The organism is Microbulbifer maximicatervae (SeqCode), from assembly GCF_052467385.1.
In genome coordinates, this window is sequence record NZ_CP174311.1 from 3,028,989 (window position 1) to 3,048,892 (window position 19,904).

Below are 19,904 nucleotides of genomic sequence, written 5' to 3' on the forward strand. Positions count from 1 at the left end.
TTAACTTGAGAGAGTTTAGAAACTGCCCAAAAACCGAGGTTTGGCGAACACAAATTGGGCGGTACCAATCACTCGTTGCAAAAATCCCCCTTCGCAATAGCATAAATAGAATTCCCACATACGGATAAAGCGCTCATCAAAACCTAACTCGCGCACTTTGGAAATTCGCTCAAGAAATGCTTTGCGCCAGTCACTTAATGTGCGGGCGTAATGGGCGGTGATGTCTTCAAGTCCAACAATCTGCATATCTGTTGAATTGGCAATATGGTCCGCGATAACCTGATTAGATGGCAGGCAGCCACCGGGGAAAATATATCGCTGAATGAAGTCGACCTCTTTACGATACTCGTGGTAGCGCTGGTCGCGAATGGTGATTGCCTGCATCACCATCAGGCCATCTTCTTTGAGTAATTCGCTACAACCGGCGAAGAAGGTCTTGTGAAATTCGTGACCTACCGCCTCCACCATTTCAATCGATACAATTTTATCGTACTTACCTTTCAGGTCCCGATAGTCTTGTAATAGCAGGGTCACCTGCTCCTCTAACCCTTCGTGCTTCACCCATTGGCGGGCATAGTCATATTGCTCTTGGGAGATAGTAGTGGTTGTTACTTTACAGCCATAGTACTTGGCAGCATGAATGGCCATACCACCCCACCCAGTACCAATCTCAAGGAGGTGATCGGAGGGTTTTAACTTTAGCTTTCGGCAGATCAGTTCCAGTTTGTGATTAGAGGCTTCAAACAGAGTTGCATTTTCAGACGGGTAGACCGCAGATGAATACAGCATGGTCCTGTCTAAAAATAACCGGAAAAATTCATTGCCCAGGTCATAGTGTGCAGAAATATTCTTGCGTGAGCCATTGCGATTATTCGCATTTAATTGATGTAACCAGCGCAGGCCTAATCGAGGTAAATAGCTCCAACGACTATCGATGCCTTCCACCAATTCCATGTTGTCCACCATCAGGCGAATCAGGTCCACGGTATTGGTTGAGGTCCAGGCGCCCTGCATAAAGGCTTCTCCAGAACCAATGGTTCCGTTTAATAGCACCTGTATATAACTGGATGGATCATGTACGCAAATATGTGCCGAGATCTCTGCTTCTTCTGGCCTCTGGCCAAAGTGGTAACACTGCTCCCCCTCTTCAATTAGCAAGTGGCCACGATCAATACCCTTGAGTTTTTCCAACACCAGCTTGCGGGCCAGGCGAACGAGCCAGGACTGTGCCGATACTTCTGATTTTGACGACGAAGCCTGATCAACTTCCTGAACTGCTCTCATAGTTGTTTATCTCCTGCCTGAACCTCAGCGTCGTCGCGAGGATGCGAAAATACCGGGATACGCTTGACCCATAATTTCAGTGCCTGCCAATAAATGGCGGCTATAACTTTTACGGTCATCAAGGGGTACTGGATCAATATTGAATTAAGCGATCGGCCGCTAATTTCGCAGCGCTGTAAACTCAGGGTTGCTTCAAACATTGGGCGAGTGCCATCTTCTGTATCATCGGCACTCGCATCAAAATTTTGCAGGTAGGCTGTCAGCTTTTCTCCAGGTTTTGTCCCCCTCCATCGATACCCTTGGGCCATGGGCATAAAAGGCGAGACATGAAATGTTTTTGCGAAGGTCGCTTTTTGCAACTTGGTATTATTACGGCAATCCAAAACATAGCTGTGACGCTCTTTCCAGGGTGTGTTGTGTACATCCAGGAGCAGCCAATCCACATTCTGGCCCTCAGCATCGAAACAATAGTAAACACTGAGTGGATTCATGTTGTAGCCAAAGTAACGCCAATTGGCCAGCAAACGAATAGGTCCCGCAGGCTGCTCTCCCGCTTCCTCCTCCACCCGCTGTCGAACTGCCTCATCAAGACTGAGGGATTCATCGCCAAAAAAATCACTGCGACAAAATCTCGCAGGTGCTCGCCGCTGGGAGGACCAAAGAGGTGAGAGCTGACAAATGGCTTCCACCTCTGCCAGATCGACGTACATCATAAAAACCTGGTAGCGAAACTGATGAGCTCTGGGCGCGAAGCGCCGGTGTTCCACCCAACCGGTATAAATCGCACTTTCCATGATACCGGCCTCCTTACCAGTCAACACCCAACCCCCGAGCCACTCGCAGCGCACTCGTTACGCCATCTTCATGAAATCCATTTGCCCAATAAGCGCCACAGAACCAGGTGCGGTTAACGCCATTAATACTATCCCACTGCTGTTGCGCTCGTGTTCCGGCCACAGAGAACTGGGGATGGGAGTATTCAAAACGACCGAGCACAGACTTGGGATCGATACGCTCTTCGGCATTCAGAGTGACACAATACGTTTTCTCTGTATTCAATCCCTGAAGTATATTCATGTTGTATGTCAAAACAGGCAGTGCATCCTGTTCACTGCGCAATTGGTAATTCCAACTCGACCAACTGCGACGGTGACGGGGTAGTAAGGTGCTGTCTGTATGCAGGACCACGGCATTTTTTGCATAGGGTATAGCCCCCAGGATTTTTTGCTCACTGCCGCTGGGGTCGGTCAAACATTGAAGGGCCTGATCGGAGTGGCAAGCGAAAACAACGGCATCAAACTCCAAATTTTCCCCTGCTGCGGTGCGAACATTCACACCTTCCCTGCAGCGCTGCACCGCCTCAATGGGCGTAGATAAGCGAATTTTATCTGCGAAAGATTGTATTAACGGATCAATATATTCACGCGACCCGCCCTTGATCACTCGCCACTGCGGGCGACGCACCAAGTTGAGCAAGCCGTGATTGACAAAGAAGCGGACAAAGAAACTGACAGAAAACTCCAGCATTTGCGCCACACTGGCAGACCAGATAGCCGAGCCCATAGGTACCAAATAGCGATTGGCGAATTCCGCGGAGTAACCGTTCGCAGGTAGATACTCACCCAGGGTCAATGTCTCGCTCAGCCTCCCCTCCTGCCAGTCGCGGAGGGCATTGCGGTTAAAGCGCACTATGTCCCAAAGCATACGCCAGTGCCCAGCGCTGACGATGTTCGAGCGCTGTGCAAACAGGCTGTTGAGATTGTTACCCGCATATTCAAACCCCTCCTGATCGCAGCGCACACTAAAGCCCATGGAGGTGGGTTGGGATTGAACTCCCAGCTCTTTAAGCAAGCGAATAAAATTCGGATAGGTCCAGTCGTTGTATACAATAAAGCCAGTATCCACTGCTAACCGGCGTTCCCCCTCGTCAATATCAACCGTAGCGGTATGCCCTCCCAGGCGCGCCTGTGCTTCAAACAGGGTGACATCGTACTTTCGATTCAATAGATAAGCGGCAGTAAGACCGGCAATGCCGCTGCCAACAATAGCGATTCGCATCAATTCTTCCTTAGTGTGCGGATTCTTGTCATTTTGGGTACGCAAAAACGGAACCAGATTGAGCTGAAAAAACCCAGAAACCGCAGAGGCCAACTGAGCCGTTTGGGAAAATCGACTGTATGCCCAACACCACAGAGCCCCTGTTCAATGCGCTCGGCGGCCTGCTCTGGAGTCATTAAAAAAGGCATGTCAAAGTCATTGCGCTGGGTAAGGCGGGTGTCGACAAACCCCGGGCGAATATGGACCACTCGAAGTGGAGTAAGGCTGGTATCGGCGCGCACCGACTCCAGAAAATAGGCCACCGCCGCTTTGGAACTGCCATACGCTTCGGCTCGGGGAAAAGGTACCACTGACGAGAGACTGCCGAGCGCAGCAAATACCGGAGATCGACTTGCAGCTAACAGTAATTGCGCACATTTCAAGGTATTCACCAAGGCAAAGAAATTGCCATCAAAAACCCGCCGGTACATGGTGACATCCAATTGAAGGTCGTCGTCATATTCACAGGTACCAGCGCAGGCAATCACCATATCCAGGTGATCTGTGAAGTCCGCTAATCGCCGAGTAACACCCGGCATCACCGCATCATCACTAAGGTCACAGTCCAAAACCCTGAGTCGACTGGGGGCTATGTTCTGTAACTCCGTCAGCGCATCGAGCCTGCGACTGCTGGCAATCACAAAATTATTCTGTTCCACCAGGCGCAATGTAAGCGCGCGCCCAATACCCGAGCTAGCACCTGTGATCCAGATAGTTTTATCGCGAATCCCCTGGGACACTTAGTTGCGCTCCATTCGCGACTTGATAAAACCAATGCAGGAGCCCAATACCGGCACCTGCTCGTAGACCATGGCACCCATATCGTAAAAGTCCTCGTGGTAGTGAATCTTATCGGTGTAACGCAACAGGCTACAGCCACGAAGTTGTAATGGGCGCCCACCTTTGAGTGATTGGTGTCGGTAGTGCATGGTCCACGAAAGGCAGGCGCTGCCCTCGCCCACCACCGGCAGATCATCAAATTGGAAGCGGCACTGGGTAAGCCCCCTGCTCATTCCCGCAAAGTAACTCTTTAAAGCAGGCAATCCCTCTATCCGATGCAACGGGTCACAAAAAATGACATCGTCGCTATATAGTGATCCAAGGCTGCCAGTTTCCTGCATCAGGAAGTCTTTGTAGTACTCCTCTAGCTCCTCAATCAACGCGCTCATCATCGGATTCCTTACTGTTCTAGCTGCAGATAAATACGCCACACCCCATCGGGTGGATCACCGCTCAATAAAAGGTAGGCCAGAGTGATCCAGTTATGCCCTCTCTGCGTAAGTAGTTATCAGACAACTTGGAAGTCTCCCCCTGAGAGTCTGTTGCAGAATGTGGTACACGGATGTACCACAACAGCTCCCAACTCTATTTTCCAGACATGCTTGATTGCGTGAGTATCGACAACGACAGAAAGACCGTTAACATGGCGCATAGCCCCCAAGCAAAAAGTGAAATACGCCCGGTGAAACTGCCACAAAGAGAGGACCAGGACTGGAGTGCCCTGCTGACGCGAGTCGGTGCGGAGCGTGATCGCCAGTCCTTTGAGCAGCTCTTTCACCACTTTGCCCCACTAATTAAGGGTTTCCATCACAGCCGCACCACCCAGGCAATTAGCGCTGAAGCCGCCGATGAGCTAGTTCAGGAAACCCTGTTTAAAGTCTGGCGCAAGGCCCCCAGCTTCGATGCCAGTAAGGCTTCTGCCAGCACCTGGATATTCACCATTATGCGCAACACTCGTATCGACATGTTGCGCCGCAACGGGCGTCATCAAAACGCCGAGATTATTGAAGCCATGGATGTTTGGGATGAAACCCCCGAACACCAACCGTTGATATTTCTACAGAGAAGACGCAACGAAAAGGAAGTTGCGGAGGGCCTACACAGCCTGCCAGCAGAACAGAGCCACGTCTTGGAAAAGGCGTATATGGAGGGAAAATCCCACAGTGAGATATCCAAGGAGCTGGAATTACCATTGGGCACGGTAAAGTCCCGCGTACGACTGGCCCTAAAGAAGTTACAAGCGAGGTTGGCCAAGTAGGTTTAGTATGATTCGCCACCACCCCGATAAAAATTTACTCCTTGAATACGCTTCCGGCAGCCTGCCCAAAGGCGCCAGCCTGGTCGTTTCCGCCCATATACAAATGTGTACCGAGTGTCGCGCTCAGTATCAAACCATGAACACCCTGGGTGGCTCCATTCTGGAGTCCTGTGCACCACAGGCCGTAAACGATGAGGCTTTCCAACGCCTGATGGGACGTATTGATCAAGCAGCTGAACCGGAGCAACAAGTGGTTCCCGAGAGATCCAAATCCACGGAGCCCATGCTGGCGGATGCGCCGCCAGTCGTGCACAAGCTGCTGGAGAAAAATCCCCGGATCAAGTGGAAAACTATCGCGCCCGCCCTAAAAATGTGTCGACTAAAAACCGGGCAGGATCAATATGAAGTGAGCTTTCATCGCCTGAGTTGTGGCGGCAAAGTTGCTGAGCACGATCACCGGGGCTACGAACTCACCCTGGTTCTGTACGGCAGCTTCTCTGATAGCGATGGTGTTTATAGTCCAGGGGACTTTCTGTTGCGGGAACCCGGCGACGTGCACCGCCCGACGGTCACAGAAGATCAAGAGTGCCTGTGCTTCTCTGCAGTACAGGCACCGGTGGCGATTACCGGTGTCAGCGGCTGGTTGCTAAACCGCCTTATCCCGTTTCGTCCGGGCTGACACCGATTAAAAGAGCTGCGGCGTCTAGGACGCCGCCAGAGAAGTCGGCTCTTGCTCCCCATCCACAAATACTGCAGAAAGCTCATCCCAACGATCGCTTACCGCCGCGAATTTTTCCTCGCGCACATGGCCATAGCCTCGCACTTGAAGGGGGATTTCGAGCAGCTCTTGTGCCTCTGACAGGTTTTCGCCGGACAGATGCGCGGCCACGCTATCAACTGCTTTGGCCACCTGTTGGGCCCAGCGGCGTTCAGCACGGCGCTCCTGGGTGTAACCGAAGACATCCAGTGCAGTACCGCGAAGAACTTTACCCTTAGCCAACAGCGGCATCAGCTTGCCCATCCAGGGGCCAAACTGCATTTTGCGCACGCGACCACTGCTATCGGGGCGCGCAAGAAGCGGCGGCGCCATATGGAATTTCAGGGTGTAGTCGCCGCTGAATGTCTCACGTAGCTGTCGCTTGAAATCTTCACCGGTGTAGAGGCGCGCCACTTCGTACTCATCTTTATAAGCCATCGCTTTATAAAGGCTGCGTGCGCCCATACGGGTAAGATCGCCGCGAGCAGCTGGCAGTGAGGATTCTGCTTTGCGCAGCGCCTCTATATGGCGAAGGAATTCTGCCGCATAGGCCGGGCTTTGATAGTCGCGAAGCTCCGCTGCCAATCGCTCTAGCAACTGCTCCACTGACTCCTCAGGCTCCACCAATTTCACCGGCTTGGCCGGGACTGCCAATTGCTCGATCGCCTTAGGGTTTTCCGCCAGCAAACGGCCAGCGCGGAAAGCTCGCAGGTTGTTCTCTACCGCCACACCATTGAGCTCAATGGCCCGCTCCAAGGCCGCTTCACCGATTGGCAGCAGTCCTTTCTGGCAGGCAAAACCCATAATCATCAAGTTACTGGCTACGGTATCGCCAAACAGTGCCTGGGCATATTTATTCGCATCAAAGGCAAAATATTCCGCACACAGGGACTCAATACTCTGTTGGGTTGCATCGGCGGGGAATGCCAGCTCGTTGTCGCGAACAAAGGCCGCTACCGGTACTTCAGCCGTATTGACCAGGGCACGCATTTCGCCGGTGGCAAATTTGGTCCGCTGGCCAGCGGCGGTGACCATATCGCAGCCCAATAACAACTGCGCTGCGCCATCGCGAATACGGGCAGTGGTAATCGCCTCGGGGTTTTCTCCCACTTTCACATGAGCCACCACGGCACCATTTTTTTGTGAGAGACCGGTGAAGTACAAGGTTGTACTGCCCTTCTCTTCCAAGTGCGCCGCCATGCCCAGCAGTGCCGCCACAGTAAGTACACCACTGCCACCTATGCCGGCCACCAAAATACTGAGGGGCTGGGCCAGAGTCGCGACCGGCGCAGAAGGTAATCCGGCAATAGCCACGTCTAAGGCATCCGCCAGGGACTGCACCGGGGGCTTTTTCAGTTCTCCCCCTTCCACAGTGACAAAGCTCGGGCAGAAACCATCGGCACAGCGCATATCCTTGTTGCAGCTGGACTGATTGATCTGACGCTTGCGCCCCAACGGGGTTTCCAGCGGCTCCACGGCAATACAGCTGGACTGCACACTGCAATCGCCACAGCCTTCGCAGACCCGGTGGTTAATCAGCAATCGCTGGGATGGATCGACCATCTGTTTTTTCTTGCGGCGGCGGCGTTTCTCGGCCGCACAGACCTGCTCATAAATAATCGCCGTCACACCGGCAGTTTCCCGCAGGCGACGCTGCACGGCGTCCAGCTCAGAGCGGGGAAGAACTTCTACGGCAGTGGGCAGTTGGCCGCGGTGTTCACGCCAGTGGTCGGGGTTCTCAGTCAAAAGAACGACTGTGCCAACTCCCTCGGCCAGCAACTGTGCAGCCAGGGAGGGAGCATTAACTTCGCCATCGGCGGGTTGGCCACCGGTCATGGCCACCGCATCGTTCAGAAGAATTTTGTAGGTGATATTCACCTGGCTCGCCACGGCCTGGCGAATGGCCAATAGCCCAGAGTGGTTGTAGGTTCCATCGCCCATATTCTGGAAAATATGCTCGGCGCTGGAGAAACGGTGCAGGCCCACCCATTGGGCACCCTCGCCTCCCATATGGGAATAGGTATCGGTGCGCAGGCCTTTACCCAAAGCCATAATATGACAGCCAATACCGGCACTCCCCAAACTGCCTTCTGGCAATTTGGTGGAAGTGTTATGAGGACAACCCGCACAGAAAATGGGTTCACGAGCCAGCAAGCCCTGAGCCTTTGCAGCGACATTGCCCCCCAGTTTTTCTGCCAGGGGAATCAGCTGTGCCGCCAGTTCAGTATCCACCAGCCAGCGGGCAATGGCCTTGGCCACCTGATCCGGGCCAAAGCCCCACACTGCCGGCAACAGATCCTTGCCATCCAGGTCTTTCTTACCGACTACCTTCGGACGATAACTATCTTCCCAACCGTAGAGCAGGTTTTTCAGCTGATCTTCCACCAGAGGACGCTTCTCCTCGACTACTAGCAAGCGCTCCATGCCCTTGGCGAACTCACTGATGCCCCTAGGCTCCAGCGGCCAGGACATCGCCACTTTATAGATGGAGATGCCTGCTGAGTTCAGATCTGCCTCTGATAAGTTGAGCAGTTTCAAAGCCTCAAGCAAATCACCGTGGGCCTTACCCACCGTTACAATGCCGAAGCGTTTTCGCTCCGCACTGTGGGTGGTTTTATCCAGGCGGTTGGCATAGGCGAATGCCTTGGCTGCAGGCAAACGCTCCTCCAGTATACGGCGCTCATATTCGAGGCGCTCCGCAGGCCAATTCAGGTGGGGATCGTAGTTCAGGCCGTGTGGCGGGATTGGGAAGTCAGCTGGAATTGTAAACTGGGGCAACTCCGGCACAATCAAGGAAGCACCGGCCTCTACAGTTTCAGTAATTGCCTTAAAACCCACCCACAAGCCCGAAAAACGGGATAAAGCAATGCCCGCGAGGCCCAGGGTCAGGTACTCATCAATGGAGGACGGAAATATCAGCGGCATCATTACCGACTCAAAAATCTGGTCGGTATTGTGGGAAAACATGGAGGATTCTGCTGTGTGGTCATCCCCACACAACGCCAAAACACCACCTAGTTTTGAGGTGCCCTGAATATTGGCTTGGCGGAAAACATCTGCGGTGCGATCTACACCGTGGCCCTTGCCATACCAAATAGAAAAGACGCCGTCTTTCGTTGCCTGCTGACGATAGTGATCCAGCAACTGGGTGCCCCAAATATTGGTCGCCCCCAGGTCTTCATTAATGCCCGGCTCAAAATGGATTTCCCGCTCGGCCAATAGCTTCTTGTGCCGCCACAGGGCCTGGTCGTAACCGCCCAATGGGGAACCGCGATAACCGGAAATAAAGCCAGCTGTATTGAGGCCCGCCAGCTCATCCATGCGCTTTTGCATTAAGGGCAAACGAACCAGGGCGTCAATTCCGGTCAGGAATACACGGCCGGATTCACGGGTAAAAGCCGCTTTCAGCGAATACTCGCTATCAAAGCCCAATTCCTGATCGCCTTCGACCATTGCCATGGGTACCACCTATTTTATCTTTATTGCTTTATTGCTTTCATCACTCCAGTTCTCGACGCCAGTAACATGTCGCGAAAATATTCGCGGCATCTCCCGAGTTACAGCAGAACAGACCAGAGCTGTTTAATAGCGCTAAAATTAACACTGCCCGGCAGAGCAGGTCATACCAAAATTGGCCCAACTCAGGCATAATGCCGCCATAACTCGCTAAAGATGACCAGCTACTGGCAACAAATCACTCAAAATGAAGTATTTTGGGGGATACAACGGAAAGGAGATGCCCTCTTATGGTGCTCGCCTCTGGCCTTCACACTCTGTGTGACTAAATAAGCGCCAAAGGTTCAGCTTTTTGAGAGGCATAGCCTGGAACTGATCAGGGGATATCAGTTTCCGCCCGTTTACAGCTAACCAGTATCAACCGGTTGGGCAACGTACCCATTAGCGGGAAATTAATAAAAAACGAGAAGGTCTCACAAAAGATGCGCAGTATAGGAAGCTACTGCCATAACAAACCAAAAAAAACCATGTACGCAATGCACACAATTTACCGGAGAACGCTGGGAAGCAAAGGTTCACTGGCAGGTTGATGATTAGCAGCCGGCGATACCGGCGTACGTTCAGAGAGATGAGATACGGAATATAACCATGGCCTATTTACTGGATGCCATCGACAAAAAAATTCTGGAAATCCTTCAACAGGATGCCACCATTCCAAATATTGAGCTTGCAGAAAAAGTCTGCCTCTCACCCTCCCCCTGTTCACGGCGGGTTAAAAATCTAAACGAGCAAGGGTTTATAAAGCGCGCAGTTACTCTGCTTGAACCGGAAAAGGTTGGGCTACCGGTAAGTGTATTTATCCAGGTTACCCTTAACCACCAAGTGAAAAAAGAGTTGCAGGACTTCGAATCGGTTATTGGCCAATGGCCGGAAGTGATGGAGTGCTACCTGATGACCGGTGATTTCGACTACCTGCTGCGCGTTGTTGTACCCAATTTGCAGGCTTACCAGGAATTCCTGGATAAAAAACTCACTGAGCTCCCTGGCATCGATCATATTAAAAGCAGCTTCTCTTTGAAGCAGGTGCGTTACCGCACTGAGTTGCCGCTGGACCAGCTGCTGGAAAGCCAAGGCTGAGCCTCTTTTGACGCCTGCATTCTTGCGGGCGTCGATTCAGCTTTGAGTTTATTCACTGGGCAGTATTACAAGTTACTCAGCACTTTTTGAGCTGTATACTCGCGTGTTAAGTGACGCCCTATCCGCCTGATTTAAAAGACTATACACCAACCACTTTACGAAAAAGCCTGTCAAACTCTGGAAGATCCAATTTTGGCCTTTCCTCTATAGAGTTGGCACCAGATCTATCCAGATTTGCTTGTATCCAGCCATCCAGTTTGCCATCAACGGCTATCAAATCGCCCTCTTCAAGCTCCTTCTTTTTCACAATCAAACTGGAAAGAATATCCAGAAGCCACTCACTTCCTGAGGAAGGCAACAACTCGTTATACATATGACTAAAGTCCACAGGAGGAATTTTTGTAAACTCTTTTATATACAGGGCATTAAGCAGTGAACGCAGTACATAAAGTAACTTCTTGACCTTAATCTCATTAAAGCCTCGGTCATCCTCGCGAATAAACCTGGAATAATTATTAAACCCCATACTGATATAGTGATGAGCTAATGCTCGCGGCTGCCAACATTTTAAAGCCAAATCCTGCAATGACTCCAAAATATCTTCATTTCTAAAATAGACCTTTGGCGAAAATAGCCACTCGATTAAAGTGGGGTTACTTGCCCTCATTAAAGTTAAAGTCTTCTTGATATCCCAGCCGACCAAGTCCAGTTCATCGCCAAGTTTCTTATCAAATGGAACCTCAACAACATCTCTGGGAGTACCTATAGTGAGATATTGCTGAATATTACGTTTGTAGATAAACCTTACATCCCAGTCACTATCAGGGGATTCAAATCCCCATGCGCGGCTTCCTGACTCACAGGCATAGATAATTTCAATATTTCGCTCTACTTCCAGTAATTTCAAGCGGTCCTTTATCAGCGATTCCATATACATCTACCTGCTGCGTCAAAAAAAATCAACTATACCCGAAAAGCTCGTTGATTACCCTTAGGAGACCTATCGGTTTACTCTCATAAGAGAGCCATTAGGGCAGCTGTCTCTCTCTCCTAACAACTGAACTAGAAAATGTTAAGCATAAAGCTCCTATAGACTATGATAAGCGCTATAAAGTGGCTCCCAGGAAGCTAGCCCCATGGACGGAAATCCAAAAGACTCTATCACTGTAAACAACCACTCTATCTCTTATTCCCAGGAGGGACAGGGAGAACCCATTGTTTTTGTACATGGTGCACTGGCCGATGCTCGTATGTGGCAAGAACACTGCAAAATTCTATCAAGTGAATTTAGAGCGATTTCATTCACCCAAAGGCATTTCGGTAACCCGGGTAACCCTTCAGAAGGCCCCTTTGGAATTGATACCCATGCAGCAGACCTAGTAGGGCTGATTGAGGCACTAGATATAGGTCCTGTCCACCTAGTAGGATGGTCCTATGGTGCCGATGTGAGCTTAAATGCTGCCATAAAGGCACCTAAATTAATCAAAAGTCTGTACCTTTATGAGCCTGGATATCCGGGATACATTGAAAACAATGACATGGAAGAGTATCGCCGAGATGCTGAATCTATGTTTGCAGAAATTTTTAAAACAACAGCTGAGGGTGAACTGGATACTGCCGTTAAACTACTAATCGACGGCTCTGGGAATCAAGCAGGCTACTTCTCTCAGCAGCCCCTTAAATATCGTGTACAGCAGCTGGATAATGCCTACACCCTACCTCTGCAGCTAAATCAAACTGAACAACCCGCACTGAACCCAACTAGTCTTTCAGGCATATCTATTCCAGTTTCCGTGGCCTACGGCAGCAATACTCGCCAGCTATTTAGAACTGTATCGCTTGCGGCAGGTACATTGATTCCAGATACTCATCCACAAAAGGTAAGCTCAGCAAATCATATGCTGCCTCTGGAAGATCCTGCACACTTTTGCCAACTTGTGAGAGAAAGCATTGCTAATTGCTGTGACCAGCAACCTGTAACTTAATAATAAAGAGCAGGGAAAGAATACCTATAAGGCATGAAAACCGATTGTAGGCTTAGTCTCTCGAGTATTCTTTCCCGCTCAGCAGTTAAAAGCCTCTTATTGCTATTCACTACCAATTAAACGCAGGGGGTGGAATTATCCCCCCCCCAAAGTGCTCTAGTCAGCTTTACAAATCCTTGCGTCTGAATACCAAACTCCCGCTTGGCAGCTAGCACCCTCCTCACAGTGTTCATCTGTTTGACAATAGCACTGACCATCGGGATTGCAGCCAGGAGTTAAATAGTTTTCCAAAGGATCATCTCCACTTATCCGATTCCAAAAGGGGTTGGAAAATATATTGTTTGGGTCCAACTCTTCTTTAACATCCATAAACTGGGACCACTTGGGGAAACGCTCAGCCATGTCCTCAAAAATAGCGACTGAATTCTTACCCCAATGTGGTCTGGCTCCATACTTCCGGAGAGACATCTGCTCAATTTCCAAATTGACAAAGTAGTTCTTTGGCACAGCTTCACCTCGTTGACGAAGGGTATATTCAATCCCTACAAACGCTGTGTCACGGCCTGCTGTCATCCCTAAATAGCTATCGGAAGCCTTGCCAAAACGGAAATAAATACCATTCAGCGGAAAACAGGTTTTTTCACTATTTGCAATAATCTGGCGGACATCCGCAATCCAGTTGGGTAATTCTTCAAATGGAATCGCAACTTCCTGAAGTGCAATTGGAAGGTTATCCCAGACACATTTGTCTGGCTCTTTACATACGAAATGTTGCATCAGGTCCGCATGTCCAGTGGGCTTAATAAACTTTTTCAAGCCTGAATCAACATCCCTGAAATAGGAGCTGGAACGAGCAGTATGGCGAAGAGAAGCTGCAAAACACTGCAATGCGGCACTATCGGCTTCATGAAGGCTATCAAATATCAGTCCGAATAAATATTCGGAAAAGTCTGATACATCTGCCTGGGCATTGTAGGCATTACCCTTAGTCGACAAAGGTACCTTGTTGTAAGTTGTTACGGTATAGCGCCCTAATCCCGGGAACCAGGCAACATTAGCTGAATGATTATCTCGAGCCAAATCAAGAACAACATCCTCCAGCTCATCATCGCTGTGATACCCCTTTACTTTTGCTTGTACTTTATAGCCAGGCTCAACCTCTATGGTCACTTCAACAACTACGCCTAAAACACCTAGGTTTACCCTGGCGGCATTGAGCATCTCACCATTGATTACTCGTAAGTCCCCATTGCCATCAACCAACTTCAATTCGGTGACATAATCAGAGATCATGCTGCTTTTTTGTGTAAAAGTTGAACCGTGTGTACCGCTTCCCAGCATACCGCCTATCGTGAATATGGCCAGCTCTGTCACCATCGGCACACTTAGTTCATGCTCTCGAAGATAGGCGGTCAAATCCCGGAATCTCATACCGGCCTGGACAGTAACCAACAGGTTATCTTTGTCCAGGCTAACGACCTGATCCATATTTTCCAGAGTGATTTGCACCTCTCCATTACCTGCACAGGCCGCATCAATCTGACTATTGAATCGGCGACTCCCTGTCATCACTTTACGGCCTTGATCCGCTGCATCACGTACTATCTGCTGAACTTCATCAATACTGGTCGGATCATGGATAACACCAGGAAAACAATCCTGAGTATCCTGGTAGTTTTTTAATACCTCAGGCACTTCAATTGGCGGCGGTAGCTGTTCTGCAACACTTGTAGCAGCCATGAAAACGCCTGCTATACAAAGAGCTTTTCTACACCACCTCAATAAATGTTTGGAATTGGTTATTATTTCTGCACACATACCTAAACTCCCTTTATTGCATTAACGTAGACTGGATAAATCAACCAAAACGGGGAAGCAGCTCCCCATCGATAATGTCCCGAACATTACTGCTGTGATCAGGCGCTTTACTGCGAAGAAAATCAGCATAATTTGACCGGTAGGCTGATAAAGGGCGACGACCAATGGATGGCACCCACAATGCATGATTCGTGGTTGCAAATTCCAGTGATCGGTTAGCTAGGATACAAATTGGCCCACCACTGAGACGTGCCGCATCAAAAACCCAAAACTCTTTACCATTGGAATCGGATGTCGTTGGATATTTGCGTACAACTGCTGCAATCACATAACCGTCGTTCTGGGCCGTGGAACCCGGGCGGGCCATAAATTGCGGTGTACGCATTACGCAATCTTCTGGGAACTGAAAGGCATCCGCAATTTTCATATTGACGCAGTCCATATGAATCAAAGCAGAGGGACGACTTTCTTCAGGCATATTCCAATAGCTGTAGTGGCGCTCAGGATAATCGCGATATGCCCAGGAAACCCGCATAGATATATGGTCAGGCCTGTAACCCACAGCAGCCCAATAAAGGTGCTCAAAGGTTTCAGGGAACTGGAAGTGCCCACGGTAAGCAGGATCATTCATATCCCAGGAAAGCGCATCATCCCGAATAACCCGGTAGTCTTCTTTTATCTCAAAAGCTGAATTTGAGTTAACTCGAATCCGGGCACGTACCAAACCTCCAACATCCAGCGGTGCCGCAGGGTATCCGGACAACCACTTGGGTACCAAACCTCCCTTCTGCAGGATTTCAAAGCGGAATAACTGTTCAGATTTATCCATTGCCCCCATATATTGGCCATACAGGGTAATCTCATCCGCATTGTCATCGTAGTTGCAGACAATGTCCGACGTATCAAAGCCAAGCTCCAGGTAATCTGCGATAATAGTTTCAGTACCCGGCACCATGTCGGCCTTCCGAATAACCCAACACCGAGTCCTGTGTTCTTGAGGCAGAACAATTCGTGTTCCAATAATTCGGGTAGACTCAACCCTCGCTGCAGTTTCAAAGACAATGATATGGTTTCGCGTTACCCCAAGGGAGTGTGAGCTTGCAGCAATATAGGCGTTGTTACCCTGACGATCCCGAATATTCCAGCTTTCAAATGCACCCTCTCGATCCCAACGGATTAAGCGAATAAATCCTGAGCTACCAGAATCACCGATATTTCCTCCATAGTTGATGGTGATACAGTTACCTGTTTCCAGATCAAAGAAAGGGTGACCGGTAGTCCGGACCTGTGGAAATAGCCACTTTTCCGGGGTTAGATTTTCAAGTAGCGGGGGTAAGCTCGATTTCCATTCATCCATTTCTCCAATAGGGGTTACCATCTCCAGAGTTGTAGCATCAAACTCATAGGGCATACCCCCTTCATAACTCATTGCAAAACGGTTATCTCCCATGTAGTTGGGGGCTGTATTGCAGTAATTCATGAATCCCAGATTCGGGCTTGAGTATATTGTTCCACCCAACAAATTAAATTTATCGAAACCTGCTAAATCCTGCTCCTGCATTATCGCAGACGCGGTGCGTATCATTTTTCGGGTATAGGGAACTTCACTTTTATTGCTCCGCCCAGTAAAGTCGAGCCGGGTCAAAGCCCCCTTTCCATTAGGTGTAAGATGGTTGGACGCCAGTGGAATACCCTCAGCCATAAGAAGATGGCCGATAACATCATCAGGTAAGATTCCCTGTATTACACTGAGTACTCCGGAGGAATCTGATAGATTACCAACCATTATTGACTCTGGGAAACTAGAGTCATCCAAAGCATTACTTGTTCCAGCCTTAGCTGATGCCACTCCCATAAGCGGTGATGCAGACATTACACCTGCAGCCTTCAATAGATCTCGACGCTTCATTTTTTATCCCTAAAAAATACGGCCGACAGCTTAACCTGACCATAAAATTAAATTTTTCAATGAAATAATTGGCGCAATTTACACCCAAAGTAAACCTTTAAGCGAAAACCATTTATTATTTTTTATCAAATCAAACCTCCAGAATTTTACCCCCTTAAAATTCACACTATCAACCTATATACCACAATAAAAATAAACCAAACCAGGAAATAAAACCTATCAAACAGAACAAAAAACAAACACCAGTCAGTCAAGCAAAAAAATATCGATAAGAAATCCGATATCACCCGAATTAGTCACCACATTATTATCAACAACAGAATTTAAAATAAGCATTAATGATCATTGAATCGCACAATATTTAATATATCTGTGAGGCATCTCATATATAAACCCCAACAGATAGAAAGCTGCACCAGTCCACACACCCTGAGAGGTACAGCCTGGAAGTAACGGATATACGAACAATTCTATTAGGCATTGAGTGAATGATTATTCATTGATGTTTAATAGTATTGGTATACAATCTTTCACGCACAACTACCCTAAAATTAATTTAAGGTGACATCAATGTTTAGTCATATTATGGTCGGGGCCAATGATATCGAGGAATCAAAGGTATTTTACGATTCCACTTTTGGAATATTGGGTTACAAACCCGGCACTATTGATGATCGTGGCCGCTGCTTCTATTTTAATGACAACGGTATTTTTGCCATCACCAAACCCATCAATGGGGAGCCCGCAAGCCATGGCAACGGCAGCACTATTGGCTTTACAGTAAACAGTTCTGAAGAGGTTGATGCCTGGCATGCTGCAGGTATTGCCAACGGTGGTACCAGCTGCGAAGAACCCCCAGGCGTACGGGATAGCGCCGTAGGCCCAATCTACCTCGCCTACTTACGAGACCCTGCTGGCAATAAGCTTTGCGCACTGTATAGAGCAAGCTAATTAGGGTTCGCTATCAGGTGCCTCCCTTTACAGGGAGGCGCTTTAGAAGTGGACTAATAGTGTAATCAGTCCCAGCGGTTGAAAATAACGTGCATACCGTGATGATCGTCACTCACGAATACGAAATAGCCGGCTCCAGTATGTGCAGTTGCGCACACCTTCGTCCCCTGGGAAGTCTCAGAACACTGCATTTTGTAGGCTTCAATTCCCGAAGTATCGTATTCACACTGACTGTATTGTCTGTCAAGAGTTTGCACTAAATCGCGGCTGCTCCTTGCCAATACATAGCGGTAATCACCAAAGTAGCGATAGTTATAGGCATCCAGGTAATATGCTTGGGAATCAATACCCCCTTCCAGAAGCTCGCTATAGCAGAGTTCAGGCCTGGCCATCCACAGCGTTTCCTGATCATTCGAGGAGTGTATTCCTGGCCAATTCTGTTGATCATGTTGAGAGAGTACTACGTTGGTTGAATCAACATAGTCTTTCACAATGACGTAATCACCTTCATCACTTTCTATTCTGCAAACTGGTGCACCGCCAATAAAATTATCACACTGAACCATATCCAGGCTGACTTGACTTGTCTCCCCAGCACAGCCTTCTGCAAAGCTTTCAGCCCAGTTTTGTACAGCCTTAACTGCATACTCTCGAGAGTCTTCTATTTCATAATAGAAGTCTGAAAAGATGCGATAAACCTCGCGATCATTAGTATTACTTGCAGAAGCCGCTACAGAACACTGACTGAACTTAGGCAGTTCAAAAGTCTGTTCTGCTTGAGCGGGAACCGCACCGGCAATAGCAATCGCTGCTGTAAAAGTGGCAAGAGTTTTCATTAGATGTCCTCCGTGAACAATCATCCTAAAAGGGACGCGGATTCTAGCAGAGGAAAAAAAACTATCAAAAGCAGTGTAACGATATGAAAGTTCAGGTACCTTCTTCCAAGGTTGTGAATATCTGAATAATATTAATTATCGGCATAAGTGAGTTAACTCGATAAAACGTTCCAACTGAAATCCGGCCTCAGCCTTCCCTCTATCTTTACCTTCAAGCGGCCAACCACAATTCACCCGCACACAATCACCGTAGAGATCAAGCGTGCTAAAATCTGCACCGCCCAACAAGGCTATATTTTCTTCGGAAGCCATACGGCAAAGACTCCGGCTATCCAACCCTGGGATCTGCAACCAAATCACCATTCCTCCATGGGGATCACTGATGCGCGATTCATCGGGCAAGTTTGAACTTAAGTAGTTGCGATAGGATGCGACCTGGAAGGCAAGCTTTTGCTTGAGCCCCTGCACATGACGGGAGTATTGAGTAGTACCGATGAAATCGGCTACCGCTAATTGGACGGGCAAGTTCACACCGAAACTTTCGGTAAATCGATAGCGTTCATATTGTTTTCGATACCTTCCTGGTAAGCACCACCCCAGGCGATAGCCTGCGCTCAATGTCTTGGAGATAGAGCCACACCAAAGCACATACCCGCTCCGGTCCCAGTAGCGCACGGGCATGGGCAGACTTCTTTGAAATCCGAGTTCCAAATACACATCATCCTCGACAATTGGAACCCGATATTTACCAGCCAGTGCGGCCAGGTTCTCTTTCTGCTCCGAGCTCAGGGACACGCCCGTAGGATTCATATGACTGCTACTAAAAAGACCCGCTTGGACCAATCCCTGCTGCATATAGCGCTCTAGCTGTGCAAGGTCTAAGCCGTTTTCAACAGTCGGTATCTCAACAACTTTTCGCCCCATCAAAGCCAACAGATTAAGAAGACCGTTGTAACAAGGAGAACTGATCGCAACCGCTTCACCGGGCTTAGTCGTAATGGCAATCGCCGTGCGGACGGCATCCATACAACCATTCGTCACTACTAATTCATTGGCAGAGAAATGCAAATCATAGCTGGCAAAGTGTGCGCTAAGCGCACTGCGCAAAAGCGGCTCCCCAGAGGAAACCGGATAGCCATGCATCCTGGCGCCAGCCTCTCGGGTTGCCCGCCGCATACTGCGCTCCAGGGAATCTAACGGCAATAGCTCTGGAGATAAAGACGCAACACCCAATGGCCCTGTTCCCAACCCACGGAAATAGCAATCGTGATTTACTGGATCTGTTGTTCGGCAGGTGAATGCGGGCATTATGGGAGGCGGGTTACTGCTGGGAGGAACTGAGGCAAAGAATCCAGATTGCGGTCGAACCTTCGCCCAGCCGAGCTCCTCCAGCAAGTAGTAGGTGCTTTGGGCTGTTGTCAGGCTCACTTCGTTTTGTGCAGCGAACCGCCTGAGGGACGGTAGTTTATGACCGCTTGGTATTCTCCCTGACTGAATATCCTCTATACAGCGTTCGGCAAGCTCTTTATACCGCACCTTTCCCCTCCCCGATTCCGTCTCCACCCAAACTGTATACCTATTTTATACAAAAATTGCATCTGTATACCTTTTTTCATTTCCTGGATAGTTAGCCCCG

The 19,904-nt window shown here is 49.2% G+C and carries 16 protein-coding genes; 5 read left to right on the forward strand and 11 right to left on the reverse strand.

The annotated features are described in order from the left end of the window. Positions 1-15: 15 nt before the first annotated feature. The 5 genes from ACJJIR_RS12765 to ACJJIR_RS12785 are packed head-to-tail and all read right to left on the reverse strand — an operon-like array spanning position 16 to position 4,553. Positions 16-1,284 carry a class I SAM-dependent methyltransferase gene (locus tag ACJJIR_RS12765; RefSeq protein WP_444905635.1) on the reverse strand — a complete coding sequence of 423 codons (1,269 nt, stop codon included), beginning with the start codon at positions 1,282-1,284 and terminating at the stop codon, positions 16-18. Continuing rightward, the gene (locus tag ACJJIR_RS12770; protein WP_444905636.1) at positions 1,281-2,078 is read right to left on the reverse strand and encodes a DUF1365 domain-containing protein; all 798 of its coding nucleotides are present in this window, start codon (positions 2,076-2,078) and stop codon (positions 1,281-1,283) included. Before ACJJIR_RS12770 ends, ACJJIR_RS12765 begins: the two co-directional genes overlap by 4 nt. 13 nt (positions 2,079-2,091) lie before the next feature. Further along, positions 2,092-3,342, reverse strand: coding sequence for an NAD(P)/FAD-dependent oxidoreductase (locus ACJJIR_RS12775; protein WP_444905637.1), 1,251 nt, complete (start codon positions 3,340-3,342; stop codon positions 2,092-2,094). Beyond that, on the reverse strand, positions 3,342-4,121 hold the full coding sequence (locus tag ACJJIR_RS12780; protein ID WP_444905638.1) for an SDR family NAD(P)-dependent oxidoreductase: 780 nt from the start codon (positions 4,119-4,121) through the stop codon (positions 3,342-3,344). The genes ACJJIR_RS12775 and ACJJIR_RS12780 overlap by 1 nt, the downstream gene beginning before the upstream one ends. After that, a complete protein-coding gene (locus tag ACJJIR_RS12785; RefSeq protein ID WP_282933263.1) occupies positions 4,122-4,553 on the reverse strand; it encodes a nuclear transport factor 2 family protein in 432 nt (143 codons plus the stop codon). A 170-nt stretch (positions 4,554-4,723) separates the two neighbouring features. Between ACJJIR_RS12785 and ACJJIR_RS12790 the strand changes: the two genes are divergently transcribed. After that, positions 4,724-5,419, forward strand: a complete 696-nt coding sequence (locus ACJJIR_RS12790; RefSeq protein WP_444905639.1) for a sigma-70 family RNA polymerase sigma factor — start codon at positions 4,724-4,726, stop codon at positions 5,417-5,419. A gap of 7 nt (positions 5,420-5,426) precedes the next feature. Then, a complete protein-coding gene (locus ACJJIR_RS12795; protein WP_444905640.1) occupies positions 5,427-6,098 on the forward strand; it encodes a ChrR family anti-sigma-E factor in 672 nt (223 codons plus the stop codon). Positions 6,099-6,122: 24 nt separating this feature from the next. Here ACJJIR_RS12795 and ACJJIR_RS12800 read toward each other — a convergent pair whose 3' ends face one another. Next, positions 6,123-9,635, reverse strand: a complete 3,513-nt coding sequence (locus tag ACJJIR_RS12800; protein ID WP_444905641.1) for an indolepyruvate ferredoxin oxidoreductase family protein — start codon at positions 9,633-9,635, stop codon at positions 6,123-6,125. 645 nt (positions 9,636-10,280) lie between these two features. Here ACJJIR_RS12800 and ACJJIR_RS12805 point away from each other — a divergent pair. Then, positions 10,281-10,769 carry an Lrp/AsnC family transcriptional regulator gene (locus ACJJIR_RS12805; RefSeq protein ID WP_108732808.1) on the forward strand — a complete coding sequence of 163 codons (489 nt, stop codon included), beginning with the start codon at positions 10,281-10,283 and terminating at the stop codon, positions 10,767-10,769. A gap of 139 nt (positions 10,770-10,908) precedes the next feature. Here ACJJIR_RS12805 and ACJJIR_RS12810 read toward each other — a convergent pair whose 3' ends face one another. Further along, a complete protein-coding gene (locus tag ACJJIR_RS12810; RefSeq protein WP_444905642.1) occupies positions 10,909-11,700 on the reverse strand; it encodes a nucleotidyltransferase domain-containing protein in 792 nt (263 codons plus the stop codon). 205 nt (positions 11,701-11,905) lie between these two features. Here ACJJIR_RS12810 and ACJJIR_RS12815 point away from each other — a divergent pair, with 205 nt between their 5' ends. Then, positions 11,906-12,754, forward strand: coding sequence for an alpha/beta fold hydrolase (locus tag ACJJIR_RS12815; RefSeq protein WP_444905643.1), 849 nt, complete (start codon positions 11,906-11,908; stop codon positions 12,752-12,754). Positions 12,755-12,910: 156 nt separating this feature from the next. Here the strand turns inward: ACJJIR_RS12815 and ACJJIR_RS12820 are convergent, their stop codons facing one another. Beyond that, entirely contained in the window at positions 12,911-14,494 is a 1,584-nt protein-coding gene (locus ACJJIR_RS12820) for a D-arabinono-1,4-lactone oxidase (RefSeq protein WP_444905644.1), read from the reverse strand. A 118-nt stretch (positions 14,495-14,612) separates the two neighbouring features. Next, complete coding sequence (locus ACJJIR_RS12825) at positions 14,613-16,481, reverse strand: carotenoid oxygenase family protein (protein ID WP_444905645.1); 1,869 nt, start codon at positions 16,479-16,481, stop codon at positions 14,613-14,615. Positions 16,482-17,051: 570 nt separating this feature from the next. Here ACJJIR_RS12825 and ACJJIR_RS12830 point away from each other — a divergent pair. Further along, a complete protein-coding gene (locus tag ACJJIR_RS12830; protein WP_413665310.1) occupies positions 17,052-17,432 on the forward strand; it encodes a VOC family protein in 381 nt (126 codons plus the stop codon). 65 nt (positions 17,433-17,497) lie between these two features. Here ACJJIR_RS12830 and ACJJIR_RS12835 read toward each other — a convergent pair whose 3' ends face one another. Together ACJJIR_RS12835 and ACJJIR_RS12840 are read right to left on the reverse strand one after the other, a co-directional pair. Next, positions 17,498-18,268, reverse strand: a complete 771-nt coding sequence (locus ACJJIR_RS12835) for a hypothetical protein (RefSeq protein ID WP_444905646.1) — start codon at positions 18,266-18,268, stop codon at positions 17,498-17,500. Positions 18,269-18,403: 135 nt separating this feature from the next. After that, positions 18,404-19,804 carry an aminotransferase-like domain-containing protein gene (locus ACJJIR_RS12840; RefSeq protein ID WP_444905647.1) on the reverse strand — a complete coding sequence of 467 codons (1,401 nt, stop codon included), beginning with the start codon at positions 19,802-19,804 and terminating at the stop codon, positions 18,404-18,406. Between the last annotated feature and the right edge of the window lie 100 nt (positions 19,805-19,904).

What these genes read in the sequence shown, in the direction of transcription:
- ACJJIR_RS12765 (WP_444905635.1), bottom strand. Translation starts at nt 1,284, where the DNA reads ATGAGAGCAGTTCAGGAAGTTGATCAGGCTTCGTCGTCAAAATCAGAA.
- ACJJIR_RS12770 (WP_444905636.1), bottom strand. Translation starts at nt 2,078, where the DNA reads ATGGAAAGTGCGATTTATACCGGTTGGGTGGAACACCGGCGCTTCGCG.
- ACJJIR_RS12775 (WP_444905637.1), bottom strand. Translation starts at nt 3,342, where the DNA reads ATGCGAATCGCTATTGTTGGCAGCGGCATTGCCGGTCTTACTGCCGCT.
- ACJJIR_RS12785 (WP_282933263.1), bottom strand. Translation starts at nt 4,553, where the DNA reads ATGATGAGCGCGTTGATTGAGGAGCTAGAGGAGTACTACAAAGACTTC.
- ACJJIR_RS12790 (WP_444905639.1), top strand. Translation starts at nt 4,724, where the DNA reads ATGTACCACAACAGCTCCCAACTCTATTTTCCAGACATGCTTGATTGC.
- ACJJIR_RS12795 (WP_444905640.1), top strand. Translation starts at nt 5,427, where the DNA reads ATGATTCGCCACCACCCCGATAAAAATTTACTCCTTGAATACGCTTCC.
- ACJJIR_RS12800 (WP_444905641.1), bottom strand. Translation starts at nt 9,635, where the DNA reads ATGGCAATGGTCGAAGGCGATCAGGAATTGGGCTTTGATAGCGAGTAT.
- ACJJIR_RS12805 (WP_108732808.1), top strand. Translation starts at nt 10,281, where the DNA reads ATGGCCTATTTACTGGATGCCATCGACAAAAAAATTCTGGAAATCCTT.
- ACJJIR_RS12810 (WP_444905642.1), bottom strand. Translation starts at nt 11,700, where the DNA reads ATGGAATCGCTGATAAAGGACCGCTTGAAATTACTGGAAGTAGAGCGA.
- ACJJIR_RS12815 (WP_444905643.1), top strand. Translation starts at nt 11,906, where the DNA reads ATGGACGGAAATCCAAAAGACTCTATCACTGTAAACAACCACTCTATC.
- ACJJIR_RS12820 (WP_444905644.1), bottom strand. Translation starts at nt 14,494, where the DNA reads ATGGCTGCTACAAGTGTTGCAGAACAGCTACCGCCGCCAATTGAAGTG.
- ACJJIR_RS12825 (WP_444905645.1), bottom strand. Translation starts at nt 16,481, where the DNA reads ATGAAGCGTCGAGATCTATTGAAGGCTGCAGGTGTAATGTCTGCATCA.
- ACJJIR_RS12830 (WP_413665310.1), top strand. Translation starts at nt 17,052, where the DNA reads ATGTTTAGTCATATTATGGTCGGGGCCAATGATATCGAGGAATCAAAG.
- ACJJIR_RS12835 (WP_444905646.1), bottom strand. Translation starts at nt 18,268, where the DNA reads ATGAAAACTCTTGCCACTTTTACAGCAGCGATTGCTATTGCCGGTGCG.